Here is a 21,528-nt window from a genome sequence, read left to right on the forward strand (position 1 = left end):
ACGGTCCTGGTAGAATCAATCAAGCGTTCAGTGTTCGTTCTTCAACCTGGCCAAAATCGCAGCTTCGGGCCGACTGGGCCTGGTTGGGATCGCACCGCACCCGCCACAATCCGGGCGCGAGATCATATTCCAGGCTGATCCTTTCCCCCAGCGTCCGCCCCAGCAGGTCGCGCATGGATTCGATCAGCCCGTTGGCGCGGGTGGGGCGGGGATCGAGCGGCTGGCGCCGGGCGAAGGCGAGCAGCCGGTGGGTGAGGGCGCCGGCACGCTCGGCGGATTCCACGGCGCCGACGAGGAAGCGTTCGATATCGTCGAGGCGGCCTTCGGCCAGCCTGCGCCGGACGATATCGAGCGATCCGCTGATCCCCTGGATCAGATTGTTGAAATCATGGGCGATGCCGCCGGTAAGCTGGCCGATCATCTCCATCTTCTGGGCCTGGCGCAGCGCTGCCTCCGCCTCCGCCAATGCCTGCGCGGCCTCGCGCTCCGCCGTGATGTCCCGCGCCACGCAATATAGAAGATCGTCGACGGCCGCCGCCGTCCAGGAGATCACCCGATAGCTGCCGTCCCGGGCGCGCAGGCGGTTCTCGAAACGGCCGGTCGCCTCGCCCCGCGCCAGGCGCTTGAGCTCGTCCCGCGTGGCCGGCCTGTCGTCGGGATGCACGAGATCGATCGCCTCGCGGCCCAGCAACTGGGCTTCGTCCCAGCCCAGCGTCGCCGTCCATGCCGGGTTGATCGCAAGCCACAGCCCGTCCTGATCGGCCACCAGCAGCAGATCGCGCGAGACGTTCCAGATCCTGTCCCGTTCCTGGGTGCGCAGCGCGACCCGATGCTCCAGCGCGGCATTGCGGGCGAGCAGGGCATCGGCCTCGCCGCGCTGGTCGTGAATATCGGTGTTGGTGCCGATCCAGCGCACCTCGCCATCCGCTTCCCGCGTCGGCACGGCGCGGGCCAGGTGCCAGCGATAGCCGCTGTTAGGAGAGCGCAGGCGATAAGAATGTTCGAACCGGGTTTCCGTGGTCAGCGATTTTTGCCAGGCCGCGGTCAGATCCCCGATGTCGTCGGGATGGACGAAATCCATCCATTGATCGTTGAGTTCGACATCGGGTTCCTCGCCGACGAAGTCGTAGACCCGTGTGTTGAACCAGCGGAAATGGCCATCCGCGTCGGTGACCCATATCTGGTGGGGAACGGCGGCGGCGACGGTGCGCAGCTGATGTTCGCTGGCTTTCAGGGCGCCCTCGGCCCGCTTGCGCCCGGTGCATTCGATCGCGATGCACAGCGTGCCGCCTTCGCCGACGTCCGGGCCGCGCAAGGGGGAATAGAAGGCATCGAACCAGCGTTCCTCCGTCGCCGGATCCTTGCCCAGCAGCATCCGCTGGTCCCGCGCGGCGATGGATTCGCCGGCGCGGACGCGGGCGAGGACGGGCCGGTTCCATTCCTCCCAGACTTCGGGCCATACCTCCCGCGCAGGCCTGCCCATGGCGGCGGGATGGCGGGGGCCGGCGATCTGGGCATAGGCCTGATTGTAGACCATGCGGAAATCCGAGCCCCAGGTGATCGCCATCGCTATCGGGGAAGCCAGCGCCATATCGACGGCGATGCGCAGTTCCGCCGGCCATTCATCCATCGGGCCAAGCGGCGTGGCGCCCCAGTCGAAAGCGCGCACCAGCCGCGCGGTCTCGCTTTCGTCGAGCCGATGTCCCCCCAGGCCGCTCATGGCACCCGCCCAGGCCAGTTTCGGCCAAGTTGCGCATATGCACACATCTGGCCGCACCTTAAATGCAGAGAGCCAGTTTCCGCAATTGGATTGAACAGAGCGCGTCGATGATTATCTCCGTCCGCACAAAGTCGAAAGGAATTACAGGTGGCTGAAGAGGTTGCGACACTGGCCGGAGGTTGCTTCTGGTGCGTGGAAGCGGTGTTTGACGACGTGCTGGGCGTAAGCTCGGTGGAAAGCGGCTATACGGGCGGCACCGTCGCGAACCCGACCTACAAGCAGGTATGCGGCGGCGATACCGGCCATGCGGAAGCGGTGCGGATACATTTCGATCCCGCGGTGATCGGTTATGCCGACCTGCTGGACATCTTCTTCCACATCCACGATCCGACGCAGCTCAACCGCCAGGGCAATGATATCGGCACCCAGTATCGCTCGGCGATCTTCCCGCATTCGCCGGAGCAGGAGGCCGAGGCCCGCGCCGCCATCGCGCGCGCGCAGGCGGATCATGAGCAGCCGGTGGTGACGACCATCGAGCCGCTGGCGCCCTGGTATGTGGCCGAGGACTATCATCAGGAATATTTCGAGCGGGAAGGGAACAGCAATCCCTATTGCATGGCCGTGGTCGCGCCGAAGCTGCAGAAATTCCGTAAAAGCTATGCCGCGCGGCTGAAGCGGCAGGAGGCCTGACCGGCCCGTGTCACGATTTCGGCGCGGCGGCGCGGCGCAGGCGATCGTTGATCGCCAGCCCCAACCCGTCGGCCGGGATCGGGGCGACCGCGATCCCCGCGCAGTCCGAAAGGTCCGCCTCGTGCAGCGCCGCGAACAGCCGCGCTGCCGCCTCGACGAGATCGCCCCTATCCGAAAGGGTGGCATCGCCGGCGACCGGTCCGAAGCCGATCAGCCATTCGCCATCGCGGCGATCGACGGCATCGAGGCGGAGAGGCCGCGACGGCGCATAATGGCTGGCAAGCTGGCCCGGCGCCTCGATTTTTCCCGATCCCGCGGGATAAACCGCCTGACCCGTCACGGCGGCGATCTGGTCCGGCGTGATCGGGCCGGGGCGTAGCAGGCGGGCGCCGCCATCGGTATCGATCGCGACAATGGTGGATTCGATCCCCTGCCGGGTTGGGCCGGAATCGATCACCATCGGGATGCGGCCGTCCAGCGACGCCAGCACATGCTGCGCCGTGGTGGGGCTGATCGATCCGCTGGCATTGGCGGAGGGCGCGGCAAGTGGCCGGCCGACTTCCGCGAGTAAAGCCTGCATGGCGGGATGGGCGGGCACGCGGATCGCCACGGTCGGCAGCCCCGCCGTCACGATGGGCGCGATCTTCGCGCCGGGGAGGAGCGGGAGCACCATCGTCAACGGGCCGGGCCAGAAGGCTTTGGCGAGCAGCCGCGCCGCCGGCGGGAAATCGGCGACTTCGGCCGCGGCTTCGGCCGAGGGCAGATGCACGATGAGCGGATTGAAGCTGGGACGCCCCTTGGCCGCATAGATGCGCGCCACCGCCGAATCGGATGTGGCGTCGCCGGCAAGGCCGTAAACCGTCTCCGTGGCGATCGCGACGGGCTGGCCCCTGCCTATCCATTCGGCCGCCTCGGCGATGGCGGCCGTGCCGTAGGGGCGGATTTCCGTCTGCCAGGTTGGGTTTTGCGCGTTCACGCCCCGGCGCTATAGCCGCACGGCTTCATATACAAGACCAGGCGAGACCGATGACCTTCATACCTGTTGTCAGCGAACAGCGCTTCCTCATGCGCCATATCGTCGGGATCGAGGAATTGCAGGCGAAGGATCGCTTCGCGGCCGCGACGCCCGATGTCGTCGATGCGATCCTGGAAGGCGCGGGCGAATTCGCGGCCGGCGAATTCGCGCCGCTCAACCGGCCCGGCGACGTGACCGGCGCCAAATGGACGCCAGAGGGCGTGAAGATGCCGGCCGGCTTCCACGAAGCCTATCGCGCTTATGTGGAAGGCGGCTGGGGAACGCTGGCCGCCGATCCCGAACATGGCGGGCAGGGGCTGCCCTTTGCGCTGGCCACCGCCGTGCTCGAGGATCTGGGAACGGCCAATATGGGCTTCTCGCTCATCATGATGCTGACCCCCGGCGCGGTCGAGGCGCTGACCTCCCATGGATCGCCGGAGCAGCAGGCCACCTGGCTGCCCAGGCTGGTGACCGGCGAATGGAACGGCACGATGAACCTCACCGAGCCGCAGGCGGGGTCCGACGTGGGGGCGCTGCGCAGCATGGCGACGCCGGCCGGCGACGGAAGCTGGCGGATCAAGGGCACGAAGATCTTCATCACCTTCGGCGACCATGACCTGACCGACAATATCGTCCATCTCGTCCTGGCCCGCACGCCGGGTGCGCCTGCCGGCACGCGCGGCATATCGTTGTTTCTCGTCCCCAAATTCCGGCTGGACGGCACGCCCAACGACGTCCGCTGCGTTTCGATCGAGCACAAGATGGGTATCCATGCCTCGCCCACCTGCGTGCTTTCCTTTGGCGACGGCGACGATTGCCATGGCTGGCTGATCGGCCCGGAAAATGGCGGGATGCGGGCGATGTTCACGATGATGAACAATGCCCGCCTCAATGTCGGCCTGCAGGGCGTGTCGATCGCGGAGCGGGCGACCCAGCAGGCGGTGGCTTATGCCCGCGAGCGGATACAGTCCGCACGGGCAGGGGCCGCATCGCGCGATTCCGTGGCGATCATCGAGCATCCGGACGTCCGCCGCATGCTGCTGCGCATGAAGGCGCAGACGATGGCGGCCCGCGCCCTGATCTATTACGCGGCCGGCCAGGTCGACCGCGCCCATGCCGGCGACGAGGCCGCGCAGGCGCGCGTCGATCTGCTGACGCCGCTCGCCAAGGCATATGGCACCGACGTCGGCTGCGAGGTTTCCAGCCTCGGCGTGCAGGTGCATGGCGGCATGGGCTTCATCGAGGAGACCGGCGCTGCCCAGCATTATCGCGACGCCCGGATCGCGCCGATCTACGAAGGCACGAACGGCATCCAGGCGGCCGATCTGGTGGGCCGCAAGCTGTCGATGGAAAATGGCGCGGTTTTCTCAGCACTTCTCGCCGATATTCGCGCGGAAGCAGCGGACGAAGGCGCGCTGATGGCACTGGTCGATGCCTGCGAACTGGTGGGCGCGCGGCTGCTGGCCGCCGGTGCGGATGATCGGCTGGCCGGAAGCTATCCCTTCCTGACGATGCTGTCGGTCGCCGTATCGGGCTGGCTGATGGCCCGGCAGGAGCGGGCGGCGCGGACGAAGCAGGGGATGGACGCCGATTTCCTCGCGCTCAAGCAGGCGGCCGCGCGCTTCTATCTGGATCGGATCGTGCCCGAGGCCGCGGGGCTTGCCGCTGCGGCGACCGCCGGCGCGGAGGGGCTTTACGGGATCAGCGCGGAAGCCTTTTCGGCCTGATCCGGGGAAGGAAGGGCCGCCATCCCGATGGAGATGGCGGCCCTTCTCCTCATTCGCCGAAGACGCGGGCGAAGATCGTGTCGACGTGCTTCAGATGGTAGGCGAGGTCGAACTTCTCTTCCAGTTCCTCGGCCGATAGCTTGGCGCTGACGTCCGGGTCGGCCTTCAGCAGTTCGAGCAGCGAAAGCTGGCCGTCCGATTCCCACACCTTCATCGCGTTCTTCTGGACGAGGCGATAGGCGTCCTCGCGGCTGATGCCGGCCTGGGTAAGCGCCAGCAGCACGCGCTGGGAGTGAACAAGCCCGCCCATCTTGTTGAGATTCTTCTCCATCCGCTCCGGATAGACGAGCAGCTTGTCGATCACGCCGGTCAGGCGGTTGAGCGCGAAATCGAGCGTGATGGTGGCATCCGGGCCGATATAGCGTTCGACCGAGGAGTGGCTGATGTCGCGTTCATGCCACAGCGCGACATTCTCCAGGGCCGGGGTGACGTAGCCGCGCACCATGCGGGCGAGGCCGGTCAGGTTTTCGGTCAGCACCGGGTTGCGCTTGTGCGGCATGGCCGACGAGCCCTTCTGGCCCGGCGAGAAATATTCCTCCGCTTCCAGCACTTCGGTGCGCTGGAGGTGGCGGATTTCGGTGGCCACGCGCTCGATCGACGATGCGATCACGCCCAGCGTGGCGAAATACATGGCGTGGCGATCGCGCGGGATCACCTGCGTGGAGGTGGGCTCCACGGAAAGGCCCATCTTCTCCGCGACATGGGCTTCGACGCGCGGATCGATATTGGCGAAGGTGCCGACCGCGCCGGAAATCGCGCAAGTGGCGATATCGGCCCGCGCCGCGCGCAGGCGGGTGCGGTTGCGATCGAATTCGGCATAGGCCTGAGCCAGCTTCAGGCCGAAGGTGACGGGCTCGGCATGGATGCCGTGGCTGCGGCCGATCGTGGGCGTGAGCTTATATTCATAGGCGCGGCGCTTCAGCACATCGAGCAGCCGGTCGAGATCGGCGAGCAGGATATCGGTCGCCCGCGCGAGCTGGACGGCGAGGCAGGTATCGAGCACGTCCGACGAGGTCATGCCCTGGTGCATGAAGCGGGCGGGCTCGCCGACATGCTCGGCGACATTGGTGAGGAAGGCGATGACGTCGTGCTTCACCTCGGCCTCGATCGCGTCGATGCGATCGACCTCGAACGCGCCTTTTTCCCAGATCGCCTTGGCCGCTTCCTTCGGCACGACGCCCAGTTCGGCGAGCGCGTCGGTGGCGTGCGCCTCGATCTCGAACCAGATGCGGAACTTGGATTCGGGGGTCCAGATGGCGACCATTTCGGGCCGCGAATAGCGGGGGATCATGCCGGGCGTCCTGCGTTGAGAGAAATCGCGCGCGACCTAGCAGAGCGGGCCGGCCGCATCAAATCCCCGGCCGGCCCCGCTTGCGTGCGCCATCCTCAGCCCTTGAGCGAGGCCATGTCGATGACGAAGCGATATTTGACGTCGCTGCCGACCATCCGGTCATAGGCCTTGTCGATATATTGGATCGGAATCAGCTCTATATCGGCGGTGAGGTTATGTTCGTGGCAGAAATCCAGCATTTCCTGGGTTTCAGCGATCCCGCCGATCAGCGATCCCGCGATGGCGCGCCGCCGGAAGATGAGGTTGGCGACGGAGGGGGAGGGGTGCGGCGTGCCGGGCACCCCCACCAGCGTCATCGTGCCGTCGCGTTTCAGCAGCCGGGTGAAGGCATCGAGATCATGCGGTGCCGCGACGGTGTTGAGGATGAAATCGAAGCTGCTGACATGGGCGTTCATCTCGGCCGCATCGCGCGACACGACGACTTCGTGGGCGCCCAGGCGAAGCGCGTCCTCCCGCTTTGCCGGCGACGTGGTGAAGGCCACCACATGCGCACCCATCGCCGCCGCGATCTTCACGCCCATATGGCCAAGCCCGCCGAGGCCGACCACGCCCACCTTCTTGCCGGGGCCGGTGTTCCAGTGGTGGAGCGGCGAATAGGTGGTGATCCCGGCGCAGAGCAGCGGCGCGACGGCCGCCAGATCGGCCATGTCGTGCCTGATCTTCAGCACGAAATCCTCCGTCACCACGATATGGTCGGAATAGCCTCCGAAGCTTGGGCCGCCCAATATCGGATCGACCCCGCCATAGGTGCCGACGAAGCCCGTCGTCTCGCAATATTGCTCCTCGCCGGCCTCGCAGGACGGGCAGTGCCGGCAACTGTCGACCATGCAGCCGACGCCGGCGATATCGCCGACCGCGAAGCGGGTGACCTCGGCGCCGACGGCCGTCACGCGCCCGACGATCTCGTGGCCGGGAACGCAGGGATAGAGCGTGCCACCCCATTCGCTGCGCGCTGTGTGGAGATCCGAATGGCACACGCCGCAAAAGAGGATCTCGATCGAAACGTCCTTCGGGCCGACATCGCGGCGATCAAAGCTGAAGGGCGCGAACGGCGTCTCACTCGACTGCGTGGCATAGGCGCGGGCTTGGCTGGTCATGGTTCCTCGCTGGACAGGACAACGGGCGTATCACGCCGGCACGGGCATATGGCCACAGGAACCGCGATTTGGCACGATCTCTTTTGCGTTGGCCGCCAACGGGGGCATAGAAACCATCGGTGCCAAGGCGTCAATATTTTACATAATGTATATTATCAGACATAGGCTGATCCCAACCGCACGGGCCCCCGTCGCTTCCAACCCCTCTCTCAACGCTCTCCAAGGTGAATTTTCATGCTCGATCGTCTGGTTCTCATCATGGAGCGGTTGCGCGACCCGGAAAATGGCTGTCCATGGGATCGCGAGCAGACGTTTGCGAGCATTGCTCCCTACACGATCGAGGAAGCCTATGAGGTCGCCGACGCCTGCGCGCGCGATGATATGGCGGCGCTGAAGGACGAGCTTGGCGACCTGCTGCTCCAGGTCGTTTACCATTCCCGCATGGCCGAGGAACGCGGCGCCTTTGCGATCGGCGACGTCGTCACCGCGATCTGCGACAAGATGATCCGGCGCCATCCCCATGTCTTCGGCGACGGCCGGTCTCCCGGCTGGGAGGCGCTGAAGGCGGAGGAACGCCGCGGGCATGCCGATGCATCCGCCCTAGCCGGCGTCGCGCTGGGCCTGCCGGCGCTGCTGCGCGCGGAAAAGCTCCAGAAGCGGGCGGCGCGGGTCGGGTTCGACTGGCCCGATGCGGACGGTCCGCGCGCCAAGATCATCGAGGAGCTCGCCGAAGTGGAAGATGCCCCCGATGCGGAGGCGCGGGCCGAGGAGATCGGTGACCTGCTGTTCGCGGTCGTCAACTGGGCACGGCATCACCATGTCGACGCGGAAGCCGCGTTGCGGAGCGCCAATGCGAAGTTCGAACGGCGTTTCCGTTCCATGGAGGCCCTGGCGGACGGCGGCTTCGCGACGCTCGACCTCGCCGCCCAGGACAGGCTGTGGGATCGGGCGAAGGCCGCGGAGAAATCGCCGGTCAGCGCGCCTGATAGCGCGCCCAGCCCGCCTCGCTGAGCTTCACTTCGATCGCCAGCCTGTCGCCATCCATCTCCTGGCTCAGCACCTCGCCATGGGCGTGCAGCCAGGCGATGGCGCCCCCGTCGGCGGGATCGACACGCAGGCTGTAGCGCCGGCTGCCATGGGTGAGCCGTTCGGCCACGGCGCGCTGCAATGCATCGACGCCCTCCCCCGTGAACGCGCTGATGGCGACCACATCGTCCCGCCGGGCGGCCTCGGCCAGCACGCGATCGGCCTCCTCGGGCGGCAGGGCATCGATCTTGTTCCACGCCTCGAATATCGGCGTGCCCCCTTCCCCGCCGACGATGCCGATTTCGGCGAGCACGGCTTCGACATCCCGCGCCTGCGGCTCGCTATCGGGGTGGGAAATATCGCGAACATGGATGATAAGGTCCGCAGCCGTCACCTCCTCCAGCGTCGCGCGGAAGGCCGCCACGAGCTGTGTGGGCAGATCGGATACGAAGCCCACCGTATCGGACAGGATCGCCTTGTCGATGCCGGGCAGCGAGATCTGCCGCATCGTCGGATCGAGCGTGGCGAAGAGCAAATTCTCCGCCATTACGGTGGCGCCGGTCATCCGATTGAACAAGGTGGATTTCCCGGCATTGGTATAGCCGACCAGCGCGATCACCGGCCAGGGCGCCCGCTGGCGGCGCGCCCGATGGAGGCCGCGCGTGCGGGTAACATTCTCCAGCTCGCGCCGCAGCTTGGCCATGCGATCGCGGATCAGTCGCCGGTCGGCCTCGATCTGGGTTTCGCCGGGACCGCCCAGAAAGCCGAAGCCGCCCCGCTGGCGTTCGAGGTGGGTCCAGCTCCGCACCAGCCGACCCGCCTGATAATCGAGATGGGCCAGTTCCACCTGGAGCCGCCCCTCGGCCGTCGCGGCCCGCTCGCCGAAAATCTCCAGGATCAGGCCGGTGCGATCGATTACCTTGGTATCGAGCGCCTTTTCCAGATTGCGCTGCTGGATGGGGGAAAGCGCGCCGTCGACGATGACGAGCTCCGCCTCCGCCATGCGCGCGGCCGTGGCGATCGCATCCACCTGCCCCGATCCGAACAGGGTGGCCGGTTTGGGATCGCGCAGACGGAAGGCGAGCTTTTCGACCACATCCACGCCGATCGCCGCGGCAAGCCCGGCCGCTTCGGCCAGACGCGCGTCGGTATCCCTGCCCGATCCGCTGCCACGATCAGGCAAAGCCACGATCGCTTTCGCGCCGCGGCTCAGCCCGTCGTCATCCGCACGGTTGAAAACGCTCAATCGTCGTCCGCGTCGTTGTCCACGCCGCTCAGGTTGAGCGGATTGGCGGGCTGGACCGTCGATATGGCGTGCTTGTAGACCAGCTGGCTCATGCCATCGCGGCGCAGCAGCATGCAGAACAGGTCATAGGCCGCGATCTCGCCCTGGAGCATGACGCCGTTCACCAGGAACATGGTGACGGGCTCCCGCGCCTTGCGGACCGCGCTCAGGAAGATTTCCTGCAGCAGGGTCGCCTTGCGCTCTTCCGCGAAATTCTTGTCGATCTCCGAAAGGTCGAGCGGATGCGCCGGCATCACCGTGGAGATCGCATGCTTGTAGATGAGCTGCGACTGGCCATCGCGGCGCAGCAGCACCGAGAAATTGTCGAACCAGGTGATGATGCCCTGCAACTTCACGCCCTTCACGAGGAACATCGTGACGGGGGTCTTGGATTTGCGAAGCGTGTTGAGGAAAATATCCTGAAGGTTGTTGACCTTGTCGGCCATAAGTCCGGTCTCCGGATTCGTGGCGGGACATTGCCCGCATGAGCGCCTTGGCCGGCGTCGTGCTCGTCCCGCCGAGTGCGGGACCCTCTTGGCTTACCGCAGCCGCGAAGAGAGGTCCATGCCTATCATTCCTCGCCATCCTTGGGATCGGCAAGGCCAAGCGTCTTGAGCTTGCGGTGGAGGGCGGAGCGCTCCATGCCGATGAAGGTCGCGGTGCGGGAGATGTTGCCGGAAAAGCGGCGGATCTGGACCCGCAGATATTCCCGCTCGAAGGTTTCCCGCGCCTCGCGCAGCGGCGTCCCCATGATGGAGCGGGCGGCGTTGCCCGGCACGATCCTTTCCTGGTCGCTCAGCACCTCGGGGGGCAGCATGTCGACATCGATCACCTGCAACCGGTCCCCCGGCGCGAGGATGATGGTGCGCTCGACGACGTTGCGGAGCTGGCGGACATTGCCGGGCCATTCATAGGTCTGGAGCGCCGCCACGGCCTCCGGCGACACGGCCGGCGTGCTCACCCGCCGCTCGGAGGCGAAGCGCGCGACGAAATGATCCACCAGCGCCGGAATATCCTCCCGCCGCTCCGAAAGGGCCGGCAGATGCACCGGCACGACGTTCAGCCGGTAATAGAGATCCTCGCGGAAGCGTCCTTCGGCGATCTCGACGGCGAGATCGCGCGCGGAGGCCGAGACGACCCGCACGTCCACCTTGACGGTGCGCGTGCCGCCGATCCTGGTGAAGCTCTGGTCCGTGAGGACGCGGAGGATGCGGCCCTGGGTGGTCGTGGGCATGTCCGCTATCTCGTCGAGGAACAGTGTGCCGCCATGGGCCTGTTCGAGCAGGCCGGGGCGGACGAGCTCCCCCCCCTCCTCCACCCCGAAAAGCTCCTCCTCCACCCGCTCCGGCGTCATCCGCGCGGCGGATACGACGATGAACGGGGCGGAAACCCGCGGGCTCCACAGGTGCAGCAGCCGCGCCGCCACTTCCTTGCCGACCCCGGCGGGGCCGCTGATGAGCACGCGGCTGCCGGTGGCGGCGACTCGCTTCAGCGTCGCGCGAACGGCATTGATCGCGGCGGAATTGCCGGTGAGCTCGTCCTCCTGGCCGATCTGGGCCTTGAGCGAAGCGACCTCGCGGCGCAGCCGTTCCGTCTCGGTCGCCCGGCCGACCAGCAGCAGCAGGCGTTCGGCCTCGAACGGCTTTTCGATGAAGTCGGTGGCGCCGCGGCGGACGGCGGCAACAGCGGTGTCGATATTGCCGTGGCCGGAGATGACCAGCACCGGGATCGAGGGGTCGCGCCGCTTGATCTCCTCCAGCAGGTCCAGCCCGTCGAGCCGCGATCCCTGCAGCCAGACATCGAGCAGCACCAGCGACGGCCGGCGCTCCGCCAGCGCGGCCAGGGCGCTGTCGCTGTCACCCGCCGTCCGGGCCTCATAGCCCTCATCCTCCAGAACCCCGGCGACAAGCTCGCGAATATCCTGCTCATCGTCGACGATCAAAACGTCCAGGCTCATCTATCCATCACTCTTCTGGCGGGTAAGGACGGGAAGTGGTGCGGCATCGTCCGTGGCATCGGCATCCTGTTCGAGGTCGAGCGAGGCGAGCGTCGCGACATCGAAACCGAGCGTCACGATGGTGCCGCCGCCGGGACGATCAGAAAATACAATAGTTCCAAAATGTTCCTCGACGATCTTGCGGACAATCGCGAGGCCGAGGCCGGTGCCGCGGGCACGGGTGGTCATATAGGGTTCGGTAATGCGCTCGCGCTCCGGCGGAAGGCCGATGCCGTCGTCCGCCACCATGATGAGCAGCCGTTCCCCCTCCATCGCGACCGTCATGTCGATCGAACCGGGGCTGCCCTCGCCCTTTGCATCAATGGCTTCCACCGCATTCTTGACGATGTTGGTCAGCGCCTGGCCAAGCTGGCGCCTGTCGCAGACCATGATTGGCGACGGATCGGGCGCCACCAGCCTGAACGCGATGGCGGGATGGGCGACCTCGTGCAGGAACAGCGCCTGGCGGGCGATATCGACCAGCGACTCCGCCCGGAAAATCGGCTTGGGCATGCGGGCGAAGGACGAGAATTCGTCGACCATGCGGCGAAGATCGCCGACCTGGCGCACGATCGTGCCGGTCAGCCGCTCGAACACGCCCTTATCTGACTGAACCTCCTGGCCGTAGCGACGCTGCAGCCGTTCGGCGGCGAGCTGGATCGGCGTCAGCGGATTCTTGATCTCGTGGGCGATGCGGCGTGCGACATCCGACCAGGCGGCGCGCCGCTGATCAAGCAGTTGCTGGGTGATGTCATCGAAGGTGAGCACCTCGCCATTGCCGGTCCGCACCAGGGTGACCGCCAATGTGCGCGGCTCGCCCGCGCTCGAAAACTGGATGACGGCTTCCCTGTCCGTCGCATCCAGAAGCGCGCCCAGCTCCGGCGCCACCTCCGTTATCGAACGGCCGACCGGGCTTTCATTCGTCTTGAGAAGTTCGGCTGCTGATGGATTGATAAGACGTATAATTCCATCGGAATCGACCGAGATAACACCGGCGCTCACGCCCGACAGAACGGCCTCGATCAGGGCGCGTCGGCTGTCGAGCTGCTGGTTCGCCGTCAGCAGCGCGCCGGTCTGCTCCTCCAGCTTCCGCGTCATGCGATTGAAGGCGGCTGCGAGCGTGCCGATCTCGTCATGCGAACGGGGCAATGCCACCCGTGCGGAGAGATTGCCCGAGGCGACCTGCCGTGCCGCGCCGACCAGATCGGCCACGGGGCGGACGATGCGGTCGGCCATCTTGAGCGCGATCAGGATCGCCGTGGCGACGATCAGCAGCGAGACGACCAGCAGCGCGGCGTTGAACTGGAGCTGGAGCGAGCGCGAACGCGCCAGCAGCTGGGCGTAATCGCCGCGCGCGCTCTTCGCTCTTGCGACGGATTGCAGCACCATCGGATCGACGCCGCGCGAGGCATAGAGATAGACTTCCGCTTCGGGATCGAGGCGGACGACGGTTTCCACGCGGTCGCCGGCATCGGTGACGACACGGGCGCGACCCTGCCGAAGCTCGGCGATCGAGGCGGCGGGCAGGCGAAGCTCCAGCGGGCGATCGTCGAGATTGGCGCCGGCGATCAGGCGGCGCGTGCCGTCCCCGCCGATGGTGATGACGGCCGCTTCCGATAGATTGCGGGCGGAGACCTGCCAGGCCAGCCCCTCGGCGAAACGCGGCGAATTGACGCCGAATTCGGCGGCATAGCCGTTAACGTCGCCGCCCATCGCGACGATATCGGCGACGATGCGCTGCTTGTTCTCCTCGACATAGGCCTGGGCGACGCTGTCGGCATTTTCGAGCACCGTGCGCGCGCGATCGGAGAACCAGAATTCCACGCCATATTGGAACAGCAGCGATGCGAAGATCACGACCAGCAGCGTCGGCACGCTGGCGATGACCGAGAAAAGCGCGACGAGCCGGACGTGCAGCCGGCCGTTGCCGCCCACCGGCGATCGCGCCGCCCTGCCCCGCGCCACCCGGCGGGCCAGCAGCACCAGCAGCACCATGATCGGGACGAGGTTGGCGACCAGCAGCAGGGCGACCAGCGGCGGCGTCAGCAGGCGCGCCGGGGTTCCTCCGCCGGTGATGATGAAATAGGTCGCCGCCGCGATCGCGATGGTGGCAGCGAACGCGCCGATCTCGAACGCCGGCATCAGCCGCCGGCGCGACAATAATGTCAGCCGGCGAAGCCAGGCGGAACCTTCGCTGCGAGACGGGGCCACGGACATCGTGGCATCCCTACCACGATCCCGTTGCATGCAAAACACAGTTGCGACAGGCAGCGCGGAATATCGTGGATATTCAGCCCATGCGCCGCACGTCGGAAGGATCGATGCCGCGCTCCGTAAGCTTCTTGCGCAGCGTGTTGCGGTTTATTCCCAGCAGTTTGGCGGCCTTGAGCTGGTTGCCCTTCACCGCCGCCAGAGTGAGCTTCAGCAAGGGACGCTCCACCTCGGCAAGGATCCGCTCGAACAGGCCGTCGGGCGGCAGGTCGCGTCCGAACGTGGCGAAATAGCGGGCGACATGGTGCTCGACCGCATCCGCCAGCCCGCCGCCCGAAGCGATGGCGGGTGCGCCGCCTTCGGACGCGACCATATCGCCGCTCAATTGCTGGTCGACGATCGATACGGTGATCCACTCCTCGCGGCTCAGGGCCGCAAGGCGCCGCATCAGGTTTTCAAGCTCGCGCACATTGCCCGGCCAGCTGTGGCGCGAAAGCCGCTCGATCGCCGCGCGCTCCAGCCGCTTGCGGGGCAGGCCGTCGGCGGCCGCCTTTTCCAGGAAGTGCAGGGCCAGTTCCCCGATATCCTCGGTGCGCTGGCGCAGCGACGGCAGGCGGACGGGAACGACATTGAGGCGATAATAAAGATCCTCGCGGAACGCATTGTCCGCAATCAGTTTTTGCAGATCCTTGTGCGTGGCCGCGATGATGCGGACATCCGTGCGGATCGATCGCGCGCTGCCGACGGGATTGAACTCCCCGGTCTGCAGCACGCGCAGCAGCCTGGTCTGGGCCTCGAACGGCATGTCGCCGATCTCGTCCAGGAACAGCGTGCCGCCCTGCGCCTGCTCGAACCTGCCCGCGGTGCGCATCGCCGCGCCCGTAAAGGCCCCCCGTTCATGGCCGAACAGCTCGCTTTCGATCAATTCGCGGGGGATCGCGGCCATGTTGATCGCGACGAAGGGCTTGTTCGCCCGCGATCCCATGTCGTGGATGGCGCGCGCGACCAGTTCCTTGCCGGTCCCGGATTCCCCAAGCACCAGCACGGTGAGGTCGTTGGCCACGACCCGTGCGATGGTGCGATAGACCTCCTGCATGGGAGGGGAACGGCCGATCAGCGGCAGATCCTCGCCCGATCCCGCATCCGCCAGATCATCCAGCCCGGCCCCCCGCGCGGTAAGGGCATCGGCGACCGCGCGGGACAATTCGCCCAGATCGAACGGCTTGGGCAGATATTCGAACGCCCCCTGCTCGGTCGCGCGGACGGCAGTAGCCAGGGTGTTCTGCGCCGAAAGCACGATCACCGGCATGCGGGGGTGATCCGCCAGCATCTCGGGCACGAGATCGAGGCCGTTGCCGTCGGGCAGGATGACGTCCGTCACCAGCACCTGCGGCTGAAATTCCGTCATCTTGCGGCGCTGCTCGGCAACGCTGGCGGCCGTTTCCACGACATGCCCGTCCCGGCGGAGCGCCTCGCGCACGACGGTGCGGATGGCGGCATCGTCATCGACGACGAGAATGCGCCCCACGCTCATGCCTGCCCCGCGCGCGGCAGGAGGAGGCGGAAGACGGTGCGCGGCGGGGTGCCTTCGCGCGCATATTCGATGATGCCGCCCTGGTCGGCCACGAGCTTGGCGACGAGCGCCAAGCCCAGCCCGCTTCCCGTGGGCTTGCCGGTGACGAACGGTTCGAACAGATGATCCTCGATCTCCACCGGCGCGCCGGGGCCTTCGTCGATCACGCAGACTTCGATCGGGAGCGAGCGCTTGACGTCCCCTCCCCGCAGCCGAACCGATACACCGTGGCGATAAGCCGTATGAAGCGTCACGATATTCCCATTGTTCTGCATTGCCTCAACGGCATTCTTGATAAGATTTATGAGGATCTGGATCAGCGAATCCCGATGGCCCAGCACGGGTGGCAGCGACGGATCGTAGATTTCGCGGATCGTGAAGCCGCTGGCGAAACCCTGCAACGCCACCTCACGGGCATGGCCGAGGAGGAGGTGGATATTCTGGGGGCCGAGCTCCAGCCGCCTGGTATCGGTGAAGCCTTCCATCCGATCGATCAGCGCGGCCACCCGGTCCACCTCGTCGCAGATCAGACGGGTGAGATCGCGGGCCTGATCGTCGACCGAAGCCTCGAGCAGCTGCGCGGCGCCGCGGATCCCCGACAGCGGATTCTTGATCTCATGCGCCAGCACCGCCGCCGCGCCGACGGCGGAAAGCGCACCGCCATCCCGATCGCCGCGCCGACCGAGCAGGTGAGCCGGCGGCAGGCCGTGGAGGGTGACGACGCGCCATCCCGCGCGATCGGCCATCGGGCCGATCATCAGGTCGACCCGCTGGTGCCGGCCGCCGGGAAGGACGATCTCCAGATCATAGGCCGCGAACGGCGCGTCGGATGCCATGGAGGTGAGCGGATGGCCGATCATTCCCGCGATATCGCGGCCGACGATGGCGCCGCGACCGAGGTTGAGCATCGCCTCCCCGGCATTGTTGACGTCGCGGACGATGCCGTCCCCGTCGATCACCAGCATCGGCGTGGGGAGCGCTGCGATCTGTTCGGCCAGGCCCGGACAATCGGGATCGGGCAAACGGGGCACCCCCGCGGCCGATCGCCCGATCCGGATCAGGCCGCTGCCCGGCAGAGCCATGGCGAATAGAATTGCTCGAGCATGGAAAGCACCGTGGCGGCGCTGGCTTCCTGGTTCACGCGGTTGCGGAATTCGGCCGAGCCGGGAAGGCCCTTGGTATACCAGCCGATATGCTTGCGTGCCATGTTCATGCCGGTGAACTCGCCATAATGTTCCAGCATCAGCCTGTAATGCCTTGTTATCAGGCGATACTGCTCGTCGATCGAAGGATCGGGCACGCGCTCGCCCGTTTCCAGCCAGCGCATCACCTGATGGAGCAGCCAGGGCCGGCCATAGGCCCCGCGCCCGATCATGACGCCGTCCGCGCCGGACTGGGCGAGCGCCTGATCGGCATCCTCGATCGAGCAGATGTCGCCATTGGCGATCACCGGGATGGAAACGGCATCCTTCACCTTGCGGATGAAGGCCCAGTCGGCGGAACCCCGATACATCTGGCAGCGGGTGCGGCCATGGATCGTGACCATCTTGATCCCGACATCCTCGGCGATGCGGGCCAGTTCCGGCGCGTTCAGGCTGTCATGATCCCAGCCCATCCGCATCTTGAGCGTGACGGGCACCGATACGGCACCGGCCACCGCCTTGATGATCGCGACGGCAAGGTCCGGCACGCGCATCAGCGCCGACCCGGCATCGCCGTTCACCACCTTGCGGACCGGGCAGCCCATGTTGATGTCGATGATCGCGGCGCCGCGATCCTCCGAAAGCTTGGCGGCTTCCGCCATCTCCGCCGGCGTGCAGCCGACGAGCTGCATCGAAACCGGCTCCTCGATCGGGTCCCACGCTGCCTTCTGGATCGACTGCCGCGTTTCCCGGATCGCGGCCTGGCTGGCGATCATCTCGGTAACGTTCAGGCCCGACCCATATTCCCGCACCATCTTGCGGAACGGCAGGTCGCTGACGCCGGTCATCGGCGCCAGGATGACGGGCGTGGCGATGGTGACGCCACCAATCTGGATAGGTGCGAGCCGGGACATTCTGTCGATCTGCCTAAAAAACCGGCAATCGCCCTACTCGGAAAGGCGCTGGCGGGCAAGGCCGCTGTCGGCTAACGGACCGCGATGGCCGGAGGCTTCGACATTGTGGCGCTGATCGTCGCCGCCGGAAAAGGCGAGCGCGCGGGCGGCGGCCTGCCCAAGCAATATCGGCCGATCGGGGGCAAGCCGATGCTGGCTCACGCCATCCAGGCTTTCAGCCGGCATCCGGCGATCGACCGCATCCAGCTGGTGATCGGGGCGGGACAGGAAACGCTTTGCGCGGAGGCGATGGCCGCGAGCGGAGCGCCGCCGGCCCTCTTCCTTCCGTCGGTGACGGGCGGAGCCACCCGCCGCGAATCGGTGATGCGCGGGCTGGAGGCGATCGGGAAAGCCCGGCTGGTGATGATCCATGATGCGGCGCGCCCTTTCCTGCCCGCCGCGGTGATCGACCGGCTGGTCGCCTCCCTCGGCGGGGCGGAGGGCGCGGTGCCCGCCATTCCCGTCGCCGACACGCTGGCGCGTGGCGGCCCGGAATTGGGCGAGGTCGTCCCGCGGGACGGGCTTGTGCGCGTCCAGACGCCGCAGAGCTTCGTCTTCGACGCCATATTGGCGGCCCACCGCGCCTGGCCGGGGGAACGGGAGGCGACCGACGATGCCCAGATCCTGCGCGCTGCCGGCCATGCCGTGGCGATCGTGGCGGGCGATCCGGCGCTGGAGAAGATCACCTTCCAGGAGGACGTCATGACGGCGGAGCAAAGGCTGGGCGCGCGCATGGTGACGCGCGTGGGCATGGGCTTCGACGTCCATGCCTTTGCGGATGATACCGACCTGTGGCTTGCGGGGATCTCCATTCCCCACAGCCGGGGGCTGGCCGGCCACAGCGATGCGGACGTGGCCCTGCATGCGATCACCGATGCGATGCTGGGCGCGATCGGCGACGGCGATATCGGCAGCCATTTCCCGCCGTCCGATCCGCAATGGCGCGGGGCCGCATCGGACCGCTTCGTCGAGCATGCGCGTGGGCTGATCGAGGCCGCGGGCGGCGTGATCGACCATGTCGACCTGACGATCATCTGCGAGGCGCCGAAGATCGGCCCGCATCGGGATGCCATGCGCGCCCGTGTCGCCGCGCTGTTGCGGCTGCCCGAACGCGGGGTTAGCATCAAGGCCACCACCACCGAACGGCTGGGCTTCACCGGCCGGGGCGAAGGCATAGCCGCGCAGGCGATCGTGACGGTGCGCGTGCCGGAAGATCGATGAATCCGAACCGGAAGGCTATCGACGTGCGCACCATCCCATCCCTGCTATCCCTGCTGGCGACGCTTGCCTCTCCGGCGGCAGCCGCGACCATGGCGAAGCAGAACGATCCGGCATCCTGCATCACGCGCCCGCAGCTGGAGGCGCTGATGACCTACGCCCTGCCTTCCGTGCTGGAGGGCATGGGCAACAGATGTTCGGGCACGCTGGCGCCGAATGCCTTTCTGCGCCAGTCCGGCCCGGCGCTCGCAGAGCGTTATCGCGCGGAAAGCGAGCGGCATTGGCCGGTCGCGCGCACCGCGATGACCTCGCTGATGGGGCAGGATATGACCGGGCTGGGCGATACGACGGAAAAGGCGATGATGACGAGCATCGTGGGCGTCGCCATAGCCGAGACGATCAAACCCAAGGATTGTGGCGACGTGAACGAAGCGGTCGAATTGCTGAGCCCCCTGCCCGCCGAGAATCTCGGCCGGCTGACGGCGATGCTGATGATATTGGGATCGAAGGACAGCGCGCCGGGGGAAAGCCCCTTCGCCATCTGCCCGGCCGCCAAGGGAGACCGCTGACATGGTGGACACCACCCTGCCCCGCGAGCTGGTGGACGCCGCGCGCCGCGTGATCGATGCCAACCGCGCGGCCGGCAAGACGATCGCGGTGGCCGAAAGCTGCACGGGCGGCCTCGTTTCCGCCGCGCTGACCGAGATACCCGGATCGTCCGACGTGTTCCTGGCCGGCTACGTGACCTATTCGAACGAGGCGAAGATCCGGATGCTGGGCGTGAGCCTGGACGTGCTGGAGACGTTCGGCGCGGTTTCGATCGCGGTGGCCTGGGGCATGGCGCGCGGCGCGCTGGAACGGGCGGAAGCCGACGTCGCCGTCGCCATCACCGGCATTGCCGGCCCCGATGGCGGCAGCGAGAAGAAACCGGTGGGGACCGTGGTTTTCGCCCGCGCCGAAAAGGGCGGCGACGCCAATGACGTGACCGCCGATGCGCATGAGTTCGGCGATCTGGGCCGGGGCGGCATCCGCCTTCAGGCGGCGCTGGTCGCGCTCGACCTGCTGATGCCGGATGCGTCGGTGCCGTAAAGCTCTGCGGCGCGCTGTTCGAACGCGCCGATCATCTTGCGCAGCGCGCGATCGAAGACCTGGCCGGCCAGCATCTCGAAGATCGCCGAGCGGAAGGCGAAATCCACCGAGAAATCCAGCATCGTGCCGCCCTGCCCGTCCGGCCGGAACGTCCAGTCGTTGTGCAGATATTTCAGCGGGCCATCGACATATTCGACGCGGATCGATTCGGGCCGCTTCTTGTGGACCAGCGAGGTGAAATTCTCCCGCAGGCCCTTGAAGCCGACCACGAGGTCCGCGACCATTTCCGCTTCGCTGTCCGAACGGACACGGACGGCGGCCACCCAGGGCAGGAATTCCTGATAGCGCGGCACATCGGCCACCAGCTCGAAAAGCTGCTCGGGCGAATAAGGCAGGTGCCGGGTTTCGCTATGCTTTGGCAAGCTGGGCCTCGCGGGCGGCGCGGAGCTTCGCGAAATCGTCCCCGGCATGGTAGCTCGACCGGGTGAGCGGGCTGGAGGCGACCAGCAGGAAGCCCTTGGCCCGCGCGATCGCCGCATAGGCCGAGAAAGTCTGCGGCGTCACGAATTCGGCCACCTTGGCGTGGCGCGGCGTGGGCTGCAGATACTGGCCGATGGTGAGGAAATCGATGTTGGCGGAACGCATGTCGTCCATCACCTGATGGATTTCCATCCGCTCCTCGCCCAGGCCGACCATCACGCCGGACTTGGTGAAGATCGACGGATCGAGCCGCTTCACCGTCTCCAGCAGGCGCAGCGACGCATAATAACGCGCGCCGGGGCGGATCGTCGGATAGAGCCTGGGGACGGTTTCGAGATTGTGGTTATAGACGTCCGGCCGCGCGGCGATGATCGATTCGAGCGCGGCATCCGCCTTGTTGCGGAAATCCGGCGTCAGGATTTCGATCGTCGTGGACGGCGTGGTGCGGCGAAGCGCCTCGATCACCTTCACGAACTGCGATGCGCCGCCATCGGGCAGGTCGTCGCGATCCACCGAGGTGATGACGATATGTTCGAGCCCAAGCTCGGCCGCCGCGTCCGCCACGTGCTGCGGCTCCAGCGGGTCGACCGCGCGGGGCATGCCCGTCTTCACGTTGCAGAAGGCGCAGGCGCGGGTGCAGGTATCGCCCAGGATCATCACCGTCGCATGCTTCTTCGTCCAGCATTCGCCGATATTGGGGCAGGCCGCCTCCTCGCACACGGTGGCGAGGTTCAGCCGCCGCATGAGCTGGCGGGTCTGGGAGAAAGCCTCGCCGATCGGCGCGCGGACGCGGATCCAGTCCGGCTTGCGGGTGCGGGGCGAGGCGGGGGAAGCGAGCGGCTCGGTCATGATTGGCCAGATAGCGATGCGAAGCGCGACTTGCCAGCCCCGACAT

At 66.6% G+C, this 21,528-nt stretch carries 18 protein-coding genes and 1 pseudogene; 6 read left to right on the forward strand and 13 right to left on the reverse strand.

Annotation, left to right across the window (positions count from 1 at the left end; translation table 11 throughout):
* Window positions 1-19: 19 nt before the first annotated feature.
* Window positions 20-1,720: a PAS domain-containing protein gene (locus CV103_RS21625; RefSeq protein WP_245897008.1), complete on the reverse strand. Its 1,701-nt coding sequence runs from the start codon at window positions 1,718-1,720 to the stop codon at window positions 20-22.
* A 147-nt stretch (window positions 1,721-1,867) separates the two neighbouring features.
* On the opposite strand from CV103_RS21625, the gene msrA reads away from it, so the two are divergent.
* Window positions 1,868-2,410, forward strand: a complete 543-nt coding sequence (gene msrA, locus CV103_RS21630) for a peptide-methionine (S)-S-oxide reductase MsrA (protein WP_015456987.1) — start codon at window positions 1,868-1,870, stop codon at window positions 2,408-2,410.
* A 10-nt stretch (window positions 2,411-2,420) separates the two neighbouring features.
* Here the strand turns inward: msrA and CV103_RS21635 are convergent, their stop codons facing one another.
* Window positions 2,421-3,386 carry an L-threonylcarbamoyladenylate synthase gene (locus CV103_RS21635; protein ID WP_015456986.1) on the reverse strand — a complete coding sequence of 322 codons (966 nt, stop codon included), beginning with the start codon at window positions 3,384-3,386 and terminating at the stop codon, window positions 2,421-2,423.
* Window positions 3,387-3,436: 50 nt separating this feature from the next.
* Here CV103_RS21635 and CV103_RS21640 point away from each other — a divergent pair, with 50 nt between their 5' ends.
* Window positions 3,437-5,152, forward strand: coding sequence for an acyl-CoA dehydrogenase family protein (locus tag CV103_RS21640; RefSeq protein ID WP_107396203.1), 1,716 nt, complete (start codon window positions 3,437-3,439; stop codon window positions 5,150-5,152).
* Between the two features lie 49 nt (window positions 5,153-5,201).
* Here CV103_RS21640 and purB read toward each other — a convergent pair whose 3' ends face one another.
* Complete coding sequence (purB, locus tag CV103_RS21645) at window positions 5,202-6,503, reverse strand: adenylosuccinate lyase (RefSeq protein WP_015456984.1); 1,302 nt, start codon at window positions 6,501-6,503, stop codon at window positions 5,202-5,204.
* Between the two features lie 95 nt (window positions 6,504-6,598).
* Window positions 6,599-7,660, reverse strand: coding sequence for an NAD(P)-dependent alcohol dehydrogenase (locus CV103_RS21650; RefSeq protein WP_015456983.1), 1,062 nt, complete (start codon window positions 7,658-7,660; stop codon window positions 6,599-6,601).
* Between the two features lie 234 nt (window positions 7,661-7,894).
* On the opposite strand from CV103_RS21650, the gene mazG reads away from it, so the two are divergent.
* Complete coding sequence (mazG, locus tag CV103_RS21655) at window positions 7,895-8,671, forward strand: nucleoside triphosphate pyrophosphohydrolase (protein ID WP_107396204.1); 777 nt, start codon at window positions 7,895-7,897, stop codon at window positions 8,669-8,671.
* Here the strand turns inward: mazG and hflX are convergent.
* The 7 genes and pseudogenes from hflX to dusB all read right to left on the reverse strand — a co-directional run bounded on the left by hflX (window position 8,634) and on the right by dusB (window position 17,807).
* Complete coding sequence (gene hflX, locus CV103_RS21660) at window positions 8,634-9,932, reverse strand: GTPase HflX (RefSeq protein WP_107396205.1); 1,299 nt, start codon at window positions 9,930-9,932, stop codon at window positions 8,634-8,636. The genes mazG and hflX overlap by 38 nt on opposite strands.
* Window positions 9,929-10,480: pseudogene (gene hfq, locus CV103_RS21665) on the reverse strand (RNA chaperone Hfq); the annotation flags it as partial. The gene hflX and the pseudogene hfq, both read right to left, overlap by 4 nt.
* A gap of 62 nt (window positions 10,481-10,542) precedes the next feature.
* Window positions 10,543-11,928, reverse strand: coding sequence for a nitrogen assimilation response regulator NtrX (ntrX, locus tag CV103_RS21670; RefSeq protein WP_015456979.1), 1,386 nt, complete (start codon window positions 11,926-11,928; stop codon window positions 10,543-10,545).
* Entirely contained in the window at window positions 11,929-14,184 is a 2,256-nt protein-coding gene (locus CV103_RS21675; protein WP_107396206.1) for a sensor histidine kinase, read from the reverse strand.
* Window positions 14,185-14,257: 73 nt separating this feature from the next.
* Window positions 14,258-15,712, reverse strand: a complete 1,455-nt coding sequence (ntrC, locus tag CV103_RS21680) for a nitrogen regulation protein NR(I) (protein ID WP_015456977.1) — start codon at window positions 15,710-15,712, stop codon at window positions 14,258-14,260.
* Window positions 15,709-16,833, reverse strand: a complete 1,125-nt coding sequence (locus CV103_RS21685; protein WP_107396207.1) for a two-component system sensor histidine kinase NtrB — start codon at window positions 16,831-16,833, stop codon at window positions 15,709-15,711. Before CV103_RS21685 ends, ntrC begins: the two co-directional genes overlap by 4 nt.
* Complete coding sequence (dusB, locus tag CV103_RS21690) at window positions 16,809-17,807, reverse strand: tRNA dihydrouridine synthase DusB (protein WP_107396208.1); 999 nt, start codon at window positions 17,805-17,807, stop codon at window positions 16,809-16,811. Before dusB ends, CV103_RS21685 begins: the two co-directional genes overlap by 25 nt.
* Before the next feature lie 84 nt (window positions 17,808-17,891).
* On the opposite strand from dusB, the gene CV103_RS21695 reads away from it, so the two are divergent.
* The 3 genes from CV103_RS21695 to CV103_RS21705 are packed head-to-tail and all read left to right on the forward strand — an operon-like array spanning window position 17,892 to window position 20,153.
* On the forward strand, window positions 17,892-19,067 hold the full coding sequence (locus CV103_RS21695; protein ID WP_107396209.1) for a bifunctional 2-C-methyl-D-erythritol 4-phosphate cytidylyltransferase/2-C-methyl-D-erythritol 2,4-cyclodiphosphate synthase: 1,176 nt from the start codon (window positions 17,892-17,894) through the stop codon (window positions 19,065-19,067).
* Window positions 19,068-19,090: 23 nt separating this feature from the next.
* Window positions 19,091-19,633 (forward strand): hypothetical protein, encoded by a 543-nt coding sequence (locus CV103_RS21700; protein WP_245897009.1) that lies wholly within the window; start codon window positions 19,091-19,093, stop codon window positions 19,631-19,633.
* A 1-nt stretch (window position 19,634) separates the two neighbouring features.
* Window positions 19,635-20,153: a CinA family protein gene (locus CV103_RS21705; RefSeq protein ID WP_015456972.1), complete on the forward strand. Its 519-nt coding sequence runs from the start codon at window positions 19,635-19,637 to the stop codon at window positions 20,151-20,153.
* On the opposite strand, the gene CV103_RS21710 is transcribed toward CV103_RS21705, so the two are convergent.
* Window positions 20,099-20,575 carry a type II toxin-antitoxin system RatA family toxin gene (locus CV103_RS21710; RefSeq protein ID WP_015456971.1) on the reverse strand — a complete coding sequence of 159 codons (477 nt, stop codon included), beginning with the start codon at window positions 20,573-20,575 and terminating at the stop codon, window positions 20,099-20,101. The genes CV103_RS21705 and CV103_RS21710 overlap by 55 nt on opposite strands.
* Complete coding sequence (gene lipA, locus CV103_RS21715) at window positions 20,562-21,482, reverse strand: lipoyl synthase (protein ID WP_015456970.1); 921 nt, start codon at window positions 21,480-21,482, stop codon at window positions 20,562-20,564. The genes CV103_RS21710 and lipA overlap by 14 nt, the downstream gene beginning before the upstream one ends.
* Window positions 21,483-21,528 lie beyond the last annotated feature (46 nt).

The sequence above is a fragment of the Edaphosphingomonas fennica genome (assembly GCF_003034225.1).
Classification (GTDB): Bacteria; Pseudomonadota; Alphaproteobacteria; order Sphingomonadales; family Sphingomonadaceae; genus Sphingomonas_E; species Sphingomonas_E fennica.